A 15,654-nucleotide genomic window follows, 5' to 3' on the forward strand; every position below is an offset into this window, starting at 1 on the left:
GCGTCCGCGGCACCGCGAGGGGAGTGTCAGGAGGAGGCGGCGGCGGTCTTCGCGGCCTCTTCCAGCTTGTTCCGGTAGTCGGCCCACCAGTTCGGGTCGGTCTCGGGCATGTTCTCCCGGCCGACGCGCATCCCCACGGCGCCGTCGATCAGCTCGCGGACGACGTCGGCGTGCCCGGCGTGCCGGTGCGTCTCCATCGCGACATGGACGAGGATCTGCCCGAGCGTCACGTTCGCGCGCTCCTCCGGCCACCAGGGGACCCGGCCCGTCGCGTCCATCGGGAGGTCGGCGATCGCCGCGTCCGTGAACGCGCGCACCCGCTCGTACAGGGCCAGGATCTCCGCGCGCGACTCGTCGGGCGTGGCCCACATGTCGGCGTTCGTCTCGGCGTGCTCCCCCATCCACGGCAGGTCCTCGGGGAACGGGCGGCCGAACACCAGGCCGAAGTAGACCGACTCGGTCCCGGCCAGGTGCTTCACCAGGCCGAGCAGGTTGGTCCCGGTCGGCGTCATCGGACGGCGCAGGTCGTATTCGGACAGCCCCTCGAGCTTCCAGAGCAGGGCCTCGCGCCCGTAGACGAGGTACTCGTGCAGGCGGGTCTTGATGTCAGGGTGGGTCATGCGACCAGTCTGTCGTCCGGCGCGGCCCTGTCCAGTCGATTAACGCCCCTCGCCGGACGCCGCCCGCGCCTCCTCGGCGACGCGTTCCAGCTTGGCGCGGTACCCGGCCCACCAGGCGGCGTCGCCCTCGGCCATGTTGGCGCCGTCCGGACGCTGGCCGGTCGCGCCGTCCACCAGCTCCCGGACGATGTCGGCGTGCCCGACGTGCCGGTGCGTCTCGCCGATCATGTGCACCAGGACGCGGTGCAGCGTCTGCTCCGGACGGTCCCCCCACGGGATCCGGCCGACGGCGTCCAGCTCCAGCGCCCCGATCGTCGCGTCCGCGTGCCGCCACGCCGCGCGGTACCCGTCGAGGATCCGCTCGCGCGACTCGTCCGCGGTGGCCCAGAGGTCGGCGTTCGGCTCGGCGTCGCCCCCGAACCACAGCGCGGGACCGTCGAACGGCCGCCCGAACGTCGTGCCGAAGTACGCCGCCTCGGCGCCCGTCAGATGCTTCACCAGCCCGAGCAGGTTCGTCCCCGTCGGCGTCAGCGGGCGCCGGACGTCGTACTCGGTCAGGCCGTCCAGTTTCCAGACCATGGCGTCCCGGGCGTCCTGGAGGTGGAGGAGCAGGTCGGCCTTGGCGTCGAACGTGATCATGACGGTCATTCTGCCGTCCGCCCGGCGTTCCGGTCGATCCCGGTCGAGTCCCGACCGCCGGACACGCCCGACACGCCGCCCGGCGACGACTCGCTGCCGCTCGCCGACCCGTTCTGCCGCCGGACGCCGCCCCGAGGGTGAATGATCGTCGTCAACAGGTGAGCGTTCAACCGTGGGGGAGAGGGGCGCGGGTGACGGATTACGTCAGCGAGCTGCGGCGGTACGTGGGGACGCGGCCGCTGCTGCTGCCGGGGACGTCGGTCGTGCTGGTGGACGAGGCGTGGCGGCTGCTGCTGCTCGACCGCGCCGACGGAGCGGGCTGGTGCCTGCCGGGCGGGCTGATGGAGCCCGGCGAGTCGTTCGAGGAGACCGGACGGCGCGAGGTGCGGGAGGAGATCGGCGTCGAACTCGGGGAGCTCGCCCTCCTCGACGTGTTCTCGGGACCCGAGTGCTACCACCGGTTCCCGCACGGCGACGAGATCTACAACGTGACGGCGGCCTACCTCGCCCGCGTCCGCTCGGACGTCCCCCTGGTCATCGACCCGGCCGAGTCGCGCGGCGCGCGGTTCTTCGACATCGACGACGTCCCGGACGGCCTCATCGGACCGGAACGCCCGATCGTCGCCCGGTACGGCGCCCACCTGAGATCCCGCCGCCCCGAGAGCGACGCCGCCCCGAGCCTCTGAGACGACCGCCGGGATCTGAGTATCCGTACGGATGTGGGCCGGGCGGGCGCGGGCCGATCATGGGCGGGTGCGCCGACTCACGCCCCTCGCGGGCCTTCTGCTGTCCGCCTCCGTGGCCGGATGCGGCCTCGTGCCGTCCGCCGAGGACCAGGCCACGGACGTGGCCCGCGGCAAGGCCCGCCGGATGGGCAACGTCCTGCGCGGCGCGAACTCGCTCAGCGCCCCGCAGGACCTCGCCCACCGCGCCTCCGAACTGGACGACGCCGACGTCCTGAAGGTGTCCGGGACGTCCCCGGAGACCGGCGGCGTGCGCCTGGTCGTCCGGGTCGAAGGCCAGGGCGGCGAGTCGGCGAACGGGGACGAGGTCACCGTCCGGCGCTGCTTCGAGCTCGCCATCGACCGGAACGCCGAGTTCGACACCGTCCCGCCGCAGGTGCCGTGCCCGTCGAACGCCCCGCTCACGTTCGCGCCCTGGCCGAAGGCCCCCGCGCTGCCGTCCGAGGCCCGGCTGCGCGAGGCCCTCCCGTCCGTCCCGCGCGGCGGACGCGCCGACGAGACGGGGATCCGCGCGGCCGTGACCCGGATGCGCCTCGACCCCGCGATCGACGCCGCCTACCTGACCGAGGGCGACACGGTCGGGCTGGCCCTGACCGTCCGGCCGCTCCACGCCTACGGCGCGCTCGACTGCGTGCTCGTCCGCGTCGCGCCGGGAGAGACCGCCGTGTTCACCCCGTCCACCATCCAACGCATGCCAGGCGAAGGCGGCTGCTCCGCCGGCAACGCCATCAGCCCCATGCCGCCCCCGCACTGAGAACCCGATCGGCGGGTTCGGGCGACAACAGGTGTGCGAACCCCATCTCCGACCCGAGAAGGACGTCATGACCTACGGGACACTCTCATGACGGCCCTCCCCGAACCCGTTCCCACGGTGCTCCCGGCCCGCGCCCGCGTCGCCGTGCTCGACGACGCCGTCCTCGACGATGCCGCCCTCATCGGACGCTCGCTGAACGAGCCCGAATGCTTCGCGGTGCTGTTCGACCGGCACGGCGAGCGGATCCACGACTACGCGGCTCGGAGGCTCGGCGTCCAGGCGTCCGAGGACATCACGGCGGAGACCTTCTACACCGCGTTCCGCCGCCGCGCCGCCTACGACCTGACGTACCCGAACGCGCGCCCCTGGCTGTACGGCATCGCGAGCAGGCTCATCGCCCGGCACCGCAGGTCCGAGGAGCGGTACCTGCGGGCCCTGCAGCGCACGGGCGTCGACCCGCTGCCCGAACCCCTGGACGACGCCGTGCTCCAACGCGTCGCGGCGCAGTCCGAACGGCGACTCGCGGGGGCCGTCGCGAAGCTGCCCGCGGGCGACCGGGACGTCCTGCTGCTGGTCGCCTGGGGCGACCTGACCTACGAGGAGGTCGCGGCCGCGCTGGAGATCCCGCTCGGCACCGTCCGGTCGCGGCTGTCCAGGGCGCGCCGCAAGGTCCGCGCCGCGCTGGGGGAGGACGCCCGATGAACGACGACGACCTCGACACGCTGCGCGACCTGCGCCGCGACCCGCCGCCGATGGACGCGTCCGTCCGGGACGGCATCCGCGCGAACCTGCTCACCCTCACCGACGGCGCCCCGGAACCGGCGCGCGCCCCACGCGCGGGCATGCCCCGGCGGGCCGTCCTCCCGATCGCCGCCGCGGCCCTGCTCATCGTCGGCATCGGCGTCGGTGCCGCCGTCGTCCGCGACACCGGTGGCGCGTCGGGCGGCATCCAGGCCGCCTCCTACCACCGCCCAGGCCCGCACCAGTGGATCTACGTGAAGAGGACTCTCGCGCGCGGCTCGTCCATGAGCACCTGGAACAAGGGCGTGATCCTCACCGTGAGGGCCGGGCAGGAGGAGTGGTACCGCGTGGACGGTCAGGCGGTCGCCACCATCGACCAGCCCGGAGGAAGGCTGCATGTCTCCAAGTCGATCGGTAAGGCGCAGGACACGGGACCGGCGGTTCTCGACGGGGCCTACCGGTCTCCCTACTCGTTCGCGAACTACGGCGACCTCCCGCGTACCCCCGACGCCCTGCTCCGGCACCTCAGCGGCACGTGGGACCCGAGCCGGATCCCGCCCCAGGTGTCCGAGAACGTGTTCGTCCTGGTCACCCGGATGCTCCGTGACCCGCTGCCGCTCCCGCTCCGGCAGGAGCTCTTCGAACTCCTGCCCAGGATCCCCGGCGTCGTCGTCCGGCCGGGCCTCACCGACCTCGCGGGCCGCCGCGGCGACGGCTTCTCCTTCACCGACGGCGGAGAACGGCAGACGCTGATCATCGAGCCGGGGAGCTTCCGGCTCCTCGGCACGGGCCGCGACTCCGTGGCCGACCATCGCGTGGCCGGCGGCCTGGTGAAGAAGGGGACCGTGCTCGAGAGCACGGCGGTGCTCGAATGCAAGGTCGTGGACGAGGCCGGCCGGCGGTGACGGCCACCGCCCGGCCCGGCCCGCCCGCCCGGGGCGCCGCGCGGGCGGGCGTCAGGCGTCTGGGCGGGGCGGGGGGACGGTGTAGGACGGGCGCTCGTTGAGGGCGTCCGCGTCCTGGAAGGACGTGCGGCGGTAGGCGGTCGAGATGTCCGCCAGCTCGTCCGGGGTCAGGACGTCCTCGATACGGTCGAAACCGTCCGGGGCCCGCCGGGCGACCGTCTGCAGGATCTGGTCGGCGGGCATGGCGCGGCAGGCCAGCACGATCGCGTTGACCGGATCGCGGCGCGCCCGGTCGTACGCGGCGAGGCCGCCCCGGGCGTCGTCCGCGCGGGCCAGCTCGTAGGCGAGGACGCGCGCGTCCAGGATCGCCTGGGACCCGCCGTTCGAACCGATCGGGTACATCGGGTGCGCGGCGTCGCCGAGCAGCGTCACCCGCCCCCGCGTCCAGGACGGCAGCGGATCGCGGTCCACCATCGGGTACTCGAGGACGGTCTCGCTCCGGGACAGGAACTCCGGGACGTCCAGCCAGTCCCACCGCCAGCCGTCGACGTGTCGGAGGACGTCCTCGATGCGGCCCGTCCGGTTCCAGTCGGCCGTCCCGGCGGACGTGCCGGACCGGCGCGCCTCGACGACCCAGTTGAGCAGGGCCCTGCCGCTCTCCCGCTCGCTCCGCGCCGAGATCGGGTAGACGACGAGCTTGACGGCCGCGTTGGTGCCCGCCGCCACGAGCGTGCGGCCGTCCAGGACGGGATCGGCCTCGACGACCCCGCGCCACATGCGGATGCCGTTCCACAGCGGGCCGCCCTCGTCCGGGCACAGGACGCTCCGGACGGTCGAATGCAGCCCGTCCGCCCCGACCAGGACGTCCGCCTCGACGGTCTCCTCGGCCCCGGACGCGCGGTCACCGAGACGCGCGCGCACGAGTTCGCCGTCCTGGTCGAAGCCGAGAAGGCTCGTCCCGTTGCGGACGGCCTGCTCGCCCAGACGCTCACGTACGGCGGCGAGCAGCGCCATCTGGAGTTCGCCGCGATGGATCGAGTACTGCGGCCACCGGTAGCCGAGCGCGCGGCCGCGCGGCTCGGCCCAGATCAGCCCGCCGTGCCGGTCGAAATGCGCCATCCGGCGGGTGGGGATCGCGAGGTCCGCGAGGACGTCCCCGAGTCCCAGCTCGGTCAGCTCGCGGACGGCGTGCGGCAGCAGGTTGATGCCGACGCCCAGCGGACGCGGAACGGCGACCGTCTCGACGACGGTCGCCGCGATGCCGTTGGCGTGCAGGGAGAGCGCCGCGGTCAGCCCGCCGACGCCCGCCCCCGCCACCAGGACGCGCACAGCCCGCGCCCTACTTCGTCGACCGCTTCCGCGGCCGCGAGGCCGTCTGCGTCGTCGTGCTCTTCCGCCGCGTCCTGCGCGCCGTGGAGGCAGCCTCCTTCGCCGGCTCCTCGGCGGGCTTCCCGGCAGCCTCCTCAGCGGGCTTCTGGGAGTCGGCCTCGGCGGGCTTCTCCGCCTCGTCCTTCGCCTCGTCCTTTGCCTCGTCCTTCGCGGTCTCGCCCGCGTCCTCGGACGTCTCGCCGGACGCCTCGGACTCGTCCTTGACGTCCTCGGCGTCGGCCTTCTTCTCGTCCGCGCCGTCGGCCTTGACCTCGGCGTCGTCCTCGGCCTTGTCTTCGGCCTCGTCCTTGACCTCGGCGTCCTTGGTCTCGGACTTCTCCTCGGACTTCTCCTCGGCCTTCGCGTCGGACTCCGCGCTCTCGGCCTCCGCCTTCGCGGGCTTGGCCTTCGCGCGGCCGCGCCTGCGGGTCTTCGGGGCCGCCGCCTTGGTCTCTTCGGCCTTGGTCTCTTCGGCCTTGGGCTCCTCGACCTCGGCCTTGGGCTCCTCGACCTCGGCCTTGGGCTCCTCGACCTCGGCCTTGGGCTCCTCGGCCTTGGTCTCTTCCGCGTCCGCCTTGACCTCGGCCGTCGTGTCCTCGACCTTGTCCTCGGCCTCAGGCTCGGCGTCGGCGTCGGTCTTCGGGGCCTCGGTCTCGGGCTCGGCGTCGGCCTTCGGCTCGTCGGGCTTGGCCTTGGCCCTGCGCCTGCGCTTGGGCTTCGCCTCCTCCTTGGCCTCGACCTCGACCTCGACCTCGATCGCAGTGGCGGTCTCGACCTTGTCCTCGGTCTCGGTCTCGGTCGCGGCTTCCGCCTCGACTTCCGCCTCGTCCTCGGCGGGCTTCTGGGCGGCGCCGCGGACGAAGCGGCCGACCTCGGCGCGCATGCGGATGAACTCGGGGTCCGCGCGGGTCTCGATCTGGTCGCGCTCGGCGGGCAGGTCGACGGGGAGGTCGGCCCGGACGCGCGCCGGGGACTTGCCGAGGACCACGACGCGGTCGCCGACGTAGACGCTCTCGTCGATGTCGTGGGTGACCAGCAGGATGGTCATCTTCTGCGAGCGGTGCAGGGCGAGGACCAGGTCCTCCAGGTCCTCGCGGGTCTGGGCGTCGACCGCGCCGAACGGCTCGTCCATGAGCAGCAGGGACGGCTTGTACGCCAGGGCGCGCGCGATCGCGACGCGCTGCTGCATGCCGCCGGACAGCTGCCAGTGGTACTTGCGGCCCGCGTTCTCGAGGCCGACCTCGGCGAGGGCCTTGTCGGCGGCCTCGCGGCGCTCGGAGCGGGACAGGCCCTTGCGCTTCAGCGGCAGCGCCACGTTGTCGCGGACGGTCATCCAGGGGAACAGCGAGCGGCTGTAGTCCTGGAACACCACGGCGAGGTCGTCGGGGACGCCGTGGATGGGCTTGCCGTTCAGCGTGACGGTGCCGCCGGACGGGCTGATCAGGCCGGCGATGCAGCGCAGCAGCGTGGACTTGCCGCAGCCGGACGGCCCGACGAGGCTGACCAGCGAACCGTCCTCGACCGTGAGATTGAGGCCGTCGATCGCCACGTGCCCGTCGGCATAGGAATGAGTGAGGTCGGCTATCTCGAGCACGAGCGTCCTCTTCTCGGAGTCGTTGGGAAAAGGCCGGGGCCGCCCCGCGCACGCGGGGCGGCCCCGGTGCGGGTCACTGGGCCCAGGGCTGGTACATCGGGGAGTTGTCCGAGGCCACGATGATGTCGAGCAGGTAGGGCCCGGAGTGCGTCAGGGACTCCTCCAGGGCCTGGTCGAGCTCGTCCGGCGAGGAGATCCGCCGGCCGGGGACGCCGAGGCCCGCCGCGACCGTGGCGAAGTCCAGCTCCGGGAGGTCCGAGCCGGGCGGGTTCTTCATGCCGAGCCGCCGCCCGAGGGCCTTGACCGCGCCGTACCCGCTGTTGTTCAGGATGAGGATCGTCAGCGGCACGTCGTGCTGCGCCGCCGTCCACAGGGCCTGCACCGAGTACATCATCGAGCCGTCGCCGATGACCAGGGCGATGCGCTCGCCGTTCCCGGCCTGCGCGGCCTGGAGCGCGCGGCCGACCGCGACCGGGAGGCCCCAGCCGAGCGCGCCGCTGCCGGTGGTGAGGAACCCGCCGGACTGGTTGATCGGGACGCGCGCGTGGAGGGCGTCCCGGTAGCTCGGGACCTCCTCCACGATGACGGTGCCCTCGGGCAGCGCGGCCCGGATGCCGTCGATGACGAGGCCGACGTCCATCGGGTCGGTCGCGACCGGCGTCGCGGGCAGGACCCGCGGCTCCGGGGCGGTGCGGCCGAGCCGGTCGGCGGCCTCGTCGTCGATGAGTCCGAGCAGCGCCGTGACGGCGGGCTTCACGGTGGTGAGCAGGCTCGTCCCGGTCGGCGCCCACGCGGTCTGCTTGGGGTCGCAGTCCAGGTGGAACAGGCGCGCGCCCTCGGGGACGAACGGGCCCTCGCCGTGGACGTGGTAGGCGAACACCTGCGCGCCGAGGACCACGATCAGGTCGTGCCCGGTGAGCCGTCCGACGATGTGCTCGCGGACCGGCGGCAGGAAGCCGCGGAACAGCGGGTGCGTCTCGTCGAACCCGGACCGGCCCGACAGCGGCGCGATCCACACGTCCGAGCGGGTCCGCTCGGCCAGCGCGACGACCTCGGGCATGGCCCGCTCGTCGTCGACGCCGGACCCGACGATCAGGACCGGGTTGGCGGCGGTGTTCAGCGCCTCGGCGAGGTCCGCGAGGGCCTCGGGGGACGCGGTGAAGTCGCCGTGGACCTCGCGCACCTCGACCGGCTCGGCCGGGTGGTCCCAGTCGTCCTCGGGGATGGAGAGGAAGACCGGGCCGCGCGGGTGCGTCATCGCGATGCGGTGCGCCTCGGCCAGCGCGACCGGGACGTCCTCGGCGCGCGCGGTCTGGATGCTGGACTTGACGTACGGGCGCGGGAACTCGGCCGGCTCGTCGGCCCCCAGGAACGGGCGGTACGGGAGCATCGCCCGTCCCTGCTGGCCGGCGATGATCACGACGGGCACGCGGTCCCGGTAGGCGTTGAAGACCGCGCCGAGCGAGTGCCCGACGCCGCCCGCGGAGTGCAGGCTGGCGAGCGCGGCGCGGCCGGTGCCGAGGGCGTGCCCCGCGGCGGCGGCCACGGCGACCGTCTCCTGGAGGGCCAGGACGTACTCGAAGTCGTCGGGCCATTCGGTGAACATCTTCAGCTCGGTCGAGCCCGGGTTGCCGAAGATGGTCGTCATGCCCACCCGACGGCAGTAGTCGTAGAAGGCGTCGCGGACCGTGTATTCCGTCATGACGGAGAAATGCCTTTCAGCTTGCTCAGGACTGCGGGGTGAACAGCAGCGACTTGATGTCCGGCTTCGCCTTGAGCAGCTTGGCCGCCGTCATCAGGTCGATGACCCGCTGGAGACGCGTCTCGTTGTTGGACGTGGGGTAGCCCGGCAGCGTGATGACCGGCGCGACCTGCTGCGGGATGTGCGCGTAGCCGGGCAGGACCTGCTCGACCTGCTTGCGGTCGCTCGCGGCGACGGCCTGCGCCTTGAGGATCGCGCGCTGGAAGGCGGCGGCCACCTTGGGGTTCTTGGAGACGAACTCCTGGGTGGAGACGTAGCCGGAGATCGGCATGTCCTTCACCGGCTCGCTGCCGCCGTCCACGACGACGCGGTCGCCGCGGGTCTTCTGGGCGTCGGAGAGGAACGGCTCGACCATGTGCGCCGAGTCCACGTCGCCCTTGTCGAGCGTCTGGCTCATCTGCGGGAACGGGACCTTGACGTACCGGATCTTGGTGGGGTCGACGTTCTTGGAGCGCAGGATGGCGTCCAGCGTCAGGCTCTGGATGTTCTGGGGGATGTTGACCGCGACGGTCTTGCCCTCCAGGTCCTTCGGCTCCTTGATCGGGGAGTTCGCCTTGACCACGACGTTCATCATGTTCGAGGTCAGCGTGGCGGCCTCGTTGATGATCTTCAGGTGCAGCGCGCCCTGGTCGTTGGCCTGGAGGAAGGACACGTAGTTCGCGCCGGCGATGACGTCCACGGTGCCGTCCTTCAGCGCGGGCAGCGCCGCGATGGACTGCTGCACCGGCTGGATCTTGACCTTCAGGCCCTCGGCCTCGAAGAACTTCTTGGACTGCGCGATGTAGAGGGCGGCGCCGTCCACCAGCGGCAGGGAGGCGACGGTGATCTTGCCGCCGTGCTCCAGGCCCTTGCCCTTGGCGTTGCTGTCATCCCCGCCGCAGGCGGCGAGGGAGGACCCAGCGAGCGCGAAGCCCGCCACTGCGGCGGTGAGTCGTCGAAGCGACCGCATGTGTACTCCTATATGGGTGCGGGGGAGGGGACTAACGGGGGGTCGAGGGAGCATCGGCGGGGGGACGGGACAGGGGCGCCGGGCGGACGGTCCGGACCGCGAGGCCCGGGACGCCCGTCCCGGCGGACGTGGCGCGGCGGCTCAGATCTCGATCCGGCGGGCGGCCAGATGCCAGGCCAGCGCGCGCCGTTCGACGGCGGTGAGCACCGCGTTGAAGACGTACCCGAAGATGCCGAGCAGTACGACGACCGCCCACACCGTGGGCAGGTCGGACGAGGCCTGCGCGTTGCTCAGCTCGAAGCCGAGTCCGTCGCGCGTGCCGGGCAGCAGCTCCGAGAAGACCATGAGGATCAGCGACAGCGACAGCGACAGCCGCAGGCCGGCGAAGATCTTCGGCAGGGCCGAGGGGATGATCAGCCTGCTCAGCCGCGTGAGGGGCGACAGCCGGAACACGCGGGCCGACTCGACCTGGAGCGGGTCCACGGTGCGGGCGCCGTCGGCGGTGTTGATGAGCACCGGCCACACCGCGCTGAACACGATCGAGGTGACCTGCATCGTCGAGCCGATGTGCATCAGCACCAGGAACAGCGGCACCAGCGCGGGCGGCGGGATCGCGCGCGCGAACTGGAACACCGGGTCCACGAAGGCGTACACCCGCGCGGACCGTCCGAGGAGCATGCCGAGCACCGCGCCGATGAGCGCCGACAGGACGAACGCGACGGCCATGCGGGCGAGGCTGGGGAGGATGTTCCCGGTCGCCTCCTTGTTGAGGAAGAGCCGGTCCGCTCCGGCGGTGAACCACATGTGGTGCATCTGCTGGAGGATCTTGGACGGCGGCGGGAAGAAGGTGTCGTGCGCGGCGCGCGCGCCCCATTCCCACAGCCCGGCCGCGAGGACGAACACCAGCCAGCGGTCCACGACCGCGCGCAGTGCCCTCCAGGCGAGGCCGCGACGGGGACGTCCGGTCGCTACGGCGGTCATCGGCCCTCCCGGAAGTGCCAGTGGAACAGCCGCTTCTCGCCGAGCATGAGCACGACGTTCACGACCAGGCCGAGGCCGCCGGCCCAGACCGTCCCCGCGAGGACGTCCTTGGCGCCGCCGATCTCGATGGAGGCCGACCCGATGAAGTTGCCGATGCCGTCGCCGAAGCCGGACAGCACCTCGGTGCCGACCGCGAGGATCAGCGCGATCGAGGAGGCCAGCCGGACGCCGGTGTAGATGAACGGCGCGGCGGCGGGCAGCACGGCGCGCCGCAGGATCGCCAGCGGGCCGAAGCCGAACGCGCGCAGCGTCTCCTTGGCGAGCGGGTCCACGTCGCGCAGCCCGTACAGGGTGTTGAACAGCACCGGCCACACGGCGGCGTAGGCGATCAGCGTGACCTTCATTTCGAGGCCCGCGCCGAGGATGAGCCCGACCAGCGGGATCAGCGCCACCGACGGGATCGGCCGCAGGAACTCCACCAGCGCGCGGGCCGCGGTGTTCACGTACGGCACGGTGCCGAACAGCAGGCCAAGTGGGACGGCGATGACGATCGCCAGCAGCATGCCGACGCCCCACGCCTCGAACGTCGCCTTCAACTGGACGAAGACGAAGTCGTGGTCGCCGGCCAGCTCGGCCGCGCGCGCGAGCACCTTGGACGCGGGGGGGAAGTCCTCCTCGCTGGCCAGGTGCGCGCGTCCGAGCGCCTCCAGCGCGCCGACCGTGACCAGCACGCCGATCAGGCCGCGGACGAACCGGCCGAGGCGGGTCATCTCGCCGGATCCGGGGGAGCGGCGGCGGGTGCGGCGACTGGTGGCGCCGGCGGGGGCGGGGGTGGCGGCGGGGGACTTGGGTGCGGCGTCCGCGGGTGCGGCGGCCACGGTCGCGGTCGCCGATTCGGCGGAGGAGAGATCAGAGGCGGCCGTCATCGGTCCGCCGTCCTCGCCGGGACGGCCGCGAAAGACGGTCCGGCTACGCATTCGACCAGCACAGCGCCATTCTCGACGCCCGCAGAACTGGTCTCGGGGCCGGTTCCGGCGTAATCACGCCTCGACCGATTCATCTCGTTCCTTCGGTACTCGGAGGGGGCGGCGGGCGGTGCGTCCAGGGGGTGGGCACCGGCGCCGTGTGCCGATCGAGCTGGTTCTACTTGATCGACAGCGGTCGGACCATATCGCAAACAGGGGGGTATCGCCGCAACCCTCTTCCACCTCTTTAGTTGGTCGAACAGTTGTTCGATGGACGCCTTCCGGGTGACTGGTGAGGGGGATGTGAATTCGTTGATAAACCGTTGGGGGGTAGGGGTTGACGGCACTCTGGATTGATGCCCGGACGGCCTGTCGAGGTGTCGCCGGAGAGCGAGATTTCTACTCGGAGTAACGGAACAGAGGCGCTCAGTGTGGACTCGTTCGGGCGCTTTGTCCCGGGACATTAAGGTCGAAACCGGACATAGTGCACGCGTTTCACGAGGTCAGGGCACAAAGATCACCAAGTTGTGCTTCTCTTTGCGGCGATTCCCCTAATGTGCTGCAATGTCGGGCGCAGCGGAGGGCGTCCCGCGGTGGCGCGTGTCATAACCGCCCCGCCCGTCGGGCGCGTCCGCCACTGGCGCCAGGACTCCGGCGTCCGCGGGACGGACGGCCGTGAACGGCACAGTAAGTGAGAGGGTGTAAACGCCAAGTGCGCAATCGAGCGGGCGATCCGGCATCGGAGGCCCTGCCGGACGAAGGCCCCCGGGCAGGGGGCTCCCGGGCCGTGCCCGGCGACCGCCCCGGTAGCGGGGAGCGGTCCGACCCGGGGGCGGCACCGGAGAACCCGGCCGACGCCGTGAGCGTCCCGGGAGTGGGCGGCACCCGCGGCGGAAGCCGCCTGAGACCGTCGAACTGGCGCGTGCCGGTCCGGCTGGTCGCCCTGATCCTCATCCCGACCGCCGTCGCCGTCGTCCTGGGAGGGCTGCGAGTTCTCAGCGCCCAGCAGGACGCGAGCGACTTCGCCAAGGTCGAGCGGATGGCGAACCTGGGCGGCAGCGTCACCGACCTGGCCCACGAGCTCGGCACCGAGCGCGACCTGTCGGCCGGTTACATCGCCGCCGCGCGGCCCGCCGACGGCAAGGCCGTCGTCACCCAGCAGTACGCCAAGGTCGACAGGATCGCCGCGGAGGTGCGCAAGCGCGTCAACAACGTCATCTCGTCCGACGGCGACAACGACGTCCGTGCCCTGGTCACCCGCCTCGACGGGCTCCCCGCGCTGCGCCAGCTCACCGCGGCGCGCGTCCCCGCCGACACGGTGACCACCAAGTACACCGAGATGCTCGGCGAGGTCATCGGCTACCTCGACGGCATCTCCACCGCCACCGCCGACCCGGGGCTCACCACCGACACCCGCGCGCTCGCCGCGCTCAGCCGCGCCGCCGAGCAGGCGTCGCTGCAGCGCGCGGTCCTGCTGTCGGGCACCACCGTCGGCCGCCTCAACACCGACGGCCTGCGGAACCTGCTGGACGCCCGCGCGCAGATGGACGGTGACCTCGCCAACTTCCGCACCGCGGCGCACCTGCCCCAGCGCCAGCTCTACGACGACACCGTCATCGGTCCCGACGTCGACCGCGCCGCCGACTACCGCGAGCGGGCCCTCACCGAGAGCCTGCGCGGAACCCGGCTGAAGCTGGGCCGCGGGCACGGCGACACCGAGGCGTGGCGCAAGGCCATGACCGGCACCGTCGACAAGATGTACACGGTGCAGCGCAAGATCGTGGACGGCATCATCTCCTCCGCCGGGACGCGCAAGAGCGACGCCCAGCAGACGGTGATGGTGCAGGGCGCGGTCGTGGCCGGCGTCCTGCTCGCGGTCCTGCTGTTCACCTTCGGCGTCGCCCGCTCGCTGGTCCGCCCGCTGCGCCGCCTGAAGGACGGCGCGCTGGAGATCGCCGGCACCCGGCTGCCCGGCCTGGTCGACCGCCTCCGCGACCCGGAGGCCGCCGCCCAGGGCATCGAGGTCGAGCCGATCGACGTCAACTCCCGCGACGAGATCGGCCAGGTGGCCCGCGCGTTCGACGAGGTCCACCGCGAGGCGGTCCGGCTGGCGGCCGACGAGGCCGTCCTGCGAGGCAACATCAACGCGATGTTCGTCAACCTCTCGCGCCGCAGCCAGACGCTCATCGAGCGCCAGCTGCAGCTCATCGAGGAGCTGGAGCAGAGCGAGCGCGACGAGGAGCAGCTGGCGAACCTGTTCCGCCTGGACCACCTCGCCACCCGCATGCGCCGCAACAACGAGAACCTGCTGGTCCTCGGCGGCCAGGACCAGGCGCGCCGGTGGAACAAGCCGGTCCCGTTCATCGACGTCGTCCGCGCCTCCCTGTCGGAGGTCGAGCAGTACGAGCGCGTCGAGGTCCGTGTCCACGGCGACATGACCGTCGCCGGTCCCGTCGTCAACGACCTGGTCCACCTGCTCGCCGAGCTGATCGAGAACGCCACCGTCTTCTCCGACGGACGCACCCGGGTCACCGTCTCGGGCCAGCGCCTCAGCGGCGGCGGCGCGATGCTTCAGATCACCGACAACGGCGTGGGCATGACCGCCGAGGAGCTCGAGCAGGCCAACTGGCGCCTGGCGAACCCGCCGGTCATCGACTTCTCCGCGGCCCGCCGCATGGGCCTGTTCGTGGTCGGCCGCCTCGCCATCCGGCACGGCATCCGCGTCGAGCTGCGCATGGCGCAGGGCGGCGGCCTCACCGCGTTCGTCATGCTGCCCGACCACGTCATCAGCCCGGCGGACAACGCCGTCGGCACCCGTGGCAACGGCACGGGCCAGATCGAGGCCGCGGCCGTCCCGGCCCTCGCCGCCCCGACCGCGACCGCCGTCGAGGAGCGTCCCGGCGACGGTCACCCGAACACGACCCTTCCGGGCACCGACGACGGACCGCGCTTCGGCGACAACGGCACCCGCTTCGAGGGACGGCACGGACGGCGCTTCGGCGACACCGGCCCGCAGCCCGCGTTCGGCGGGCCCGACGGGACGCGTGACCTGACCGACAGCCTGCGCGACATGGGCAACGGCTTCGCCGGCGACCGCGCCGAGACCCGCATGGACGGGCTCGCCGACGGCCCCGCCGCGCGACCGCCCGCGCCGCGCGCCGAGGAGGACCCGAACCGCAGCACCACGACCGGCCTGCCCGTGCGCCGCCCCGGCGCGCAGCTGCCCGGCGTGGGAACGCCCGCGGACGACGTCTTCCAGCCGGCCGACCGGAACGGCCAGGACCCGCGCGCGTCGGCGACGTCCGGCGCGTCCGGCCAGTGGCCCGGCGACCCCGCGGACCGTAGCCAGAACGACCGGTCCGCCTCCGCGGACCGCAACCCCGCCGCAGAGCCGTACGCCGGAGACCCCGGCCGCACGGCTTCGCCGCAGCGCCCCGAGAGCGGTGAGCCGGCCCCGGCCCGCCGCGCGTTCTCGTGGGACACCGGCCCCGTCAGCGCCATCCCGGAGGAACCGAACATCCCGGAGGACGCCATTCCGGAGCAGACGAACAGGCCTTCGAACAGGCCGCACCAGGACCAGGCCCCCGCCGGACCGCGGGCCGCGCAGGCCCCCGGCGGCCGCCGCGGCGCCCC

At 72.6% G+C, this 15,654-nt stretch carries 13 protein-coding genes and 1 pseudogene; 5 read left to right on the plus strand and 9 right to left on the minus strand.

Annotation, left to right across the window (positions count from 1 at the left end):
- Positions 1-26 precede the first annotated feature (26 nt).
- From EBO15_RS21965 to EBO15_RS44355, 3 genes are read right to left on the minus strand one after another with little or no spacing between them, the layout of a single operon-like run.
- The gene (locus EBO15_RS21965; RefSeq protein ID WP_122196304.1) at positions 27-620 is read right to left on the minus strand and encodes a DinB family protein; all 594 of its coding nucleotides are present in this window, start codon (positions 618-620) and stop codon (positions 27-29) included.
- Between the two features lie 39 nt (positions 621-659).
- Entirely contained in the window at positions 660-1,259 is a 600-nt protein-coding gene (locus tag EBO15_RS21970) for a DinB family protein (RefSeq protein WP_122196322.1), read from the minus strand.
- 5 nt (positions 1,260-1,264) lie between these two features.
- Positions 1,265-1,414 (minus strand): hypothetical protein, encoded by a 150-nt coding sequence (locus EBO15_RS44355; protein ID WP_158628322.1) that lies wholly within the window; start codon positions 1,412-1,414, stop codon positions 1,265-1,267.
- Between the two features lie 36 nt (positions 1,415-1,450).
- On the opposite strand from EBO15_RS44355, the gene EBO15_RS21975 reads away from it, so the two are divergent.
- The 4 genes from EBO15_RS21975 to EBO15_RS21990 all read left to right on the plus strand — a co-directional run bounded on the left by EBO15_RS21975 (position 1,451) and on the right by EBO15_RS21990 (position 4,402).
- Positions 1,451-1,945, plus strand: coding sequence for an NUDIX hydrolase (locus EBO15_RS21975; RefSeq protein ID WP_122196305.1), 495 nt, complete (start codon positions 1,451-1,453; stop codon positions 1,943-1,945).
- Positions 1,946-2,012: 67 nt separating this feature from the next.
- The gene (locus tag EBO15_RS21980; protein WP_122196306.1) at positions 2,013-2,756 is read left to right on the plus strand and encodes a translation initiation factor IF-2; all 744 of its coding nucleotides are present in this window, start codon (positions 2,013-2,015) and stop codon (positions 2,754-2,756) included.
- Between the two features lie 87 nt (positions 2,757-2,843).
- Entirely contained in the window at positions 2,844-3,458 is a 615-nt protein-coding gene (locus EBO15_RS21985) for an RNA polymerase sigma factor (RefSeq protein WP_122196307.1), read from the plus strand.
- Complete coding sequence (locus tag EBO15_RS21990; RefSeq protein ID WP_122196308.1) at positions 3,455-4,402, plus strand: hypothetical protein; 948 nt, start codon at positions 3,455-3,457, stop codon at positions 4,400-4,402. Before EBO15_RS21985 ends, EBO15_RS21990 begins: the two co-directional genes overlap by 4 nt.
- 51 nt (positions 4,403-4,453) lie before the next feature.
- Here EBO15_RS21990 and EBO15_RS21995 read toward each other — a convergent pair whose 3' ends face one another.
- The 6 genes and pseudogenes from EBO15_RS21995 to EBO15_RS22020 all read right to left on the minus strand — a co-directional run bounded on the left by EBO15_RS21995 (position 4,454) and on the right by EBO15_RS22020 (position 11,982).
- Positions 4,454-5,731 carry a flavin-dependent oxidoreductase gene (locus EBO15_RS21995; protein ID WP_122196309.1) on the minus strand — a complete coding sequence of 426 codons (1,278 nt, stop codon included), beginning with the start codon at positions 5,729-5,731 and terminating at the stop codon, positions 4,454-4,456.
- An 883-nt stretch (positions 5,732-6,614) separates the two neighbouring features.
- Positions 6,615-7,364 (minus strand): annotated as a pseudogene (locus EBO15_RS47340) (ABC transporter ATP-binding protein); the annotation flags it as partial.
- Positions 7,365-7,437: 73 nt separating this feature from the next.
- Positions 7,438-9,066 (minus strand): benzoylformate decarboxylase, encoded by a 1,629-nt coding sequence (gene mdlC, locus EBO15_RS22005; protein ID WP_122196310.1) that lies wholly within the window; start codon positions 9,064-9,066, stop codon positions 7,438-7,440.
- 25 nt (positions 9,067-9,091) lie between these two features.
- Positions 9,092-10,075, minus strand: a complete 984-nt coding sequence (locus EBO15_RS22010; RefSeq protein ID WP_122196311.1) for an ABC transporter substrate-binding protein — start codon at positions 10,073-10,075, stop codon at positions 9,092-9,094.
- 141 nt (positions 10,076-10,216) lie between these two features.
- A complete protein-coding gene (locus EBO15_RS22015; protein WP_122196312.1) occupies positions 10,217-11,056 on the minus strand; it encodes an ABC transporter permease in 840 nt (279 codons plus the stop codon).
- On the minus strand, positions 11,053-11,982 hold the full coding sequence (locus EBO15_RS22020; RefSeq protein WP_233616352.1) for an ABC transporter permease: 930 nt from the start codon (positions 11,980-11,982) through the stop codon (positions 11,053-11,055). Before EBO15_RS22020 ends, EBO15_RS22015 begins: the two co-directional genes overlap by 4 nt.
- A gap of 913 nt (positions 11,983-12,895) precedes the next feature.
- Between EBO15_RS22020 and EBO15_RS22025 the strand changes: the two genes are divergently transcribed.
- A partial coding sequence (locus tag EBO15_RS22025) for a sensor histidine kinase (RefSeq protein WP_122196313.1) occupies positions 12,896-15,654 on the plus strand: 2,759 nt, incomplete at its 3' end.

This window comes from Actinomadura harenae (assembly GCF_003696215.1).
Taxonomy (GTDB): Bacteria; Actinomycetota; Actinomycetes; order Streptosporangiales; family Streptosporangiaceae; genus Spirillospora; species Spirillospora harenae.

What these genes read in the sequence shown, in the direction of transcription:
- EBO15_RS21965 (WP_122196304.1), bottom strand. Translation starts at nt 620, where the DNA reads ATGACCCACCCTGACATCAAGACCCGCCTGCACGAGTACCTCGTCTAC.
- EBO15_RS21970 (WP_122196322.1), bottom strand. Translation starts at nt 1,259, where the DNA reads ATGATCACGTTCGACGCCAAGGCCGACCTGCTCCTCCACCTCCAGGAC.
- EBO15_RS21985 (WP_122196307.1), top strand. Translation starts at nt 2,844, where the DNA reads ATGACGGCCCTCCCCGAACCCGTTCCCACGGTGCTCCCGGCCCGCGCC.
- EBO15_RS21990 (WP_122196308.1), top strand. Translation starts at nt 3,455, where the DNA reads ATGAACGACGACGACCTCGACACGCTGCGCGACCTGCGCCGCGACCCG.
- mdlC (WP_122196310.1), bottom strand. Translation starts at nt 9,066, where the DNA reads ATGACGGAATACACGGTCCGCGACGCCTTCTACGACTACTGCCGTCGG.
- EBO15_RS22010 (WP_122196311.1), bottom strand. Translation starts at nt 10,075, where the DNA reads ATGCGGTCGCTTCGACGACTCACCGCCGCAGTGGCGGGCTTCGCGCTC.
- EBO15_RS22015 (WP_122196312.1), bottom strand. Translation starts at nt 11,056, where the DNA reads ATGACCGCCGTAGCGACCGGACGTCCCCGTCGCGGCCTCGCCTGGAGG.
- EBO15_RS22020 (WP_233616352.1), bottom strand. Translation starts at nt 11,982, where the DNA reads ATGACGGCCGCCTCTGATCTCTCCTCCGCCGAATCGGCGACCGCGACC.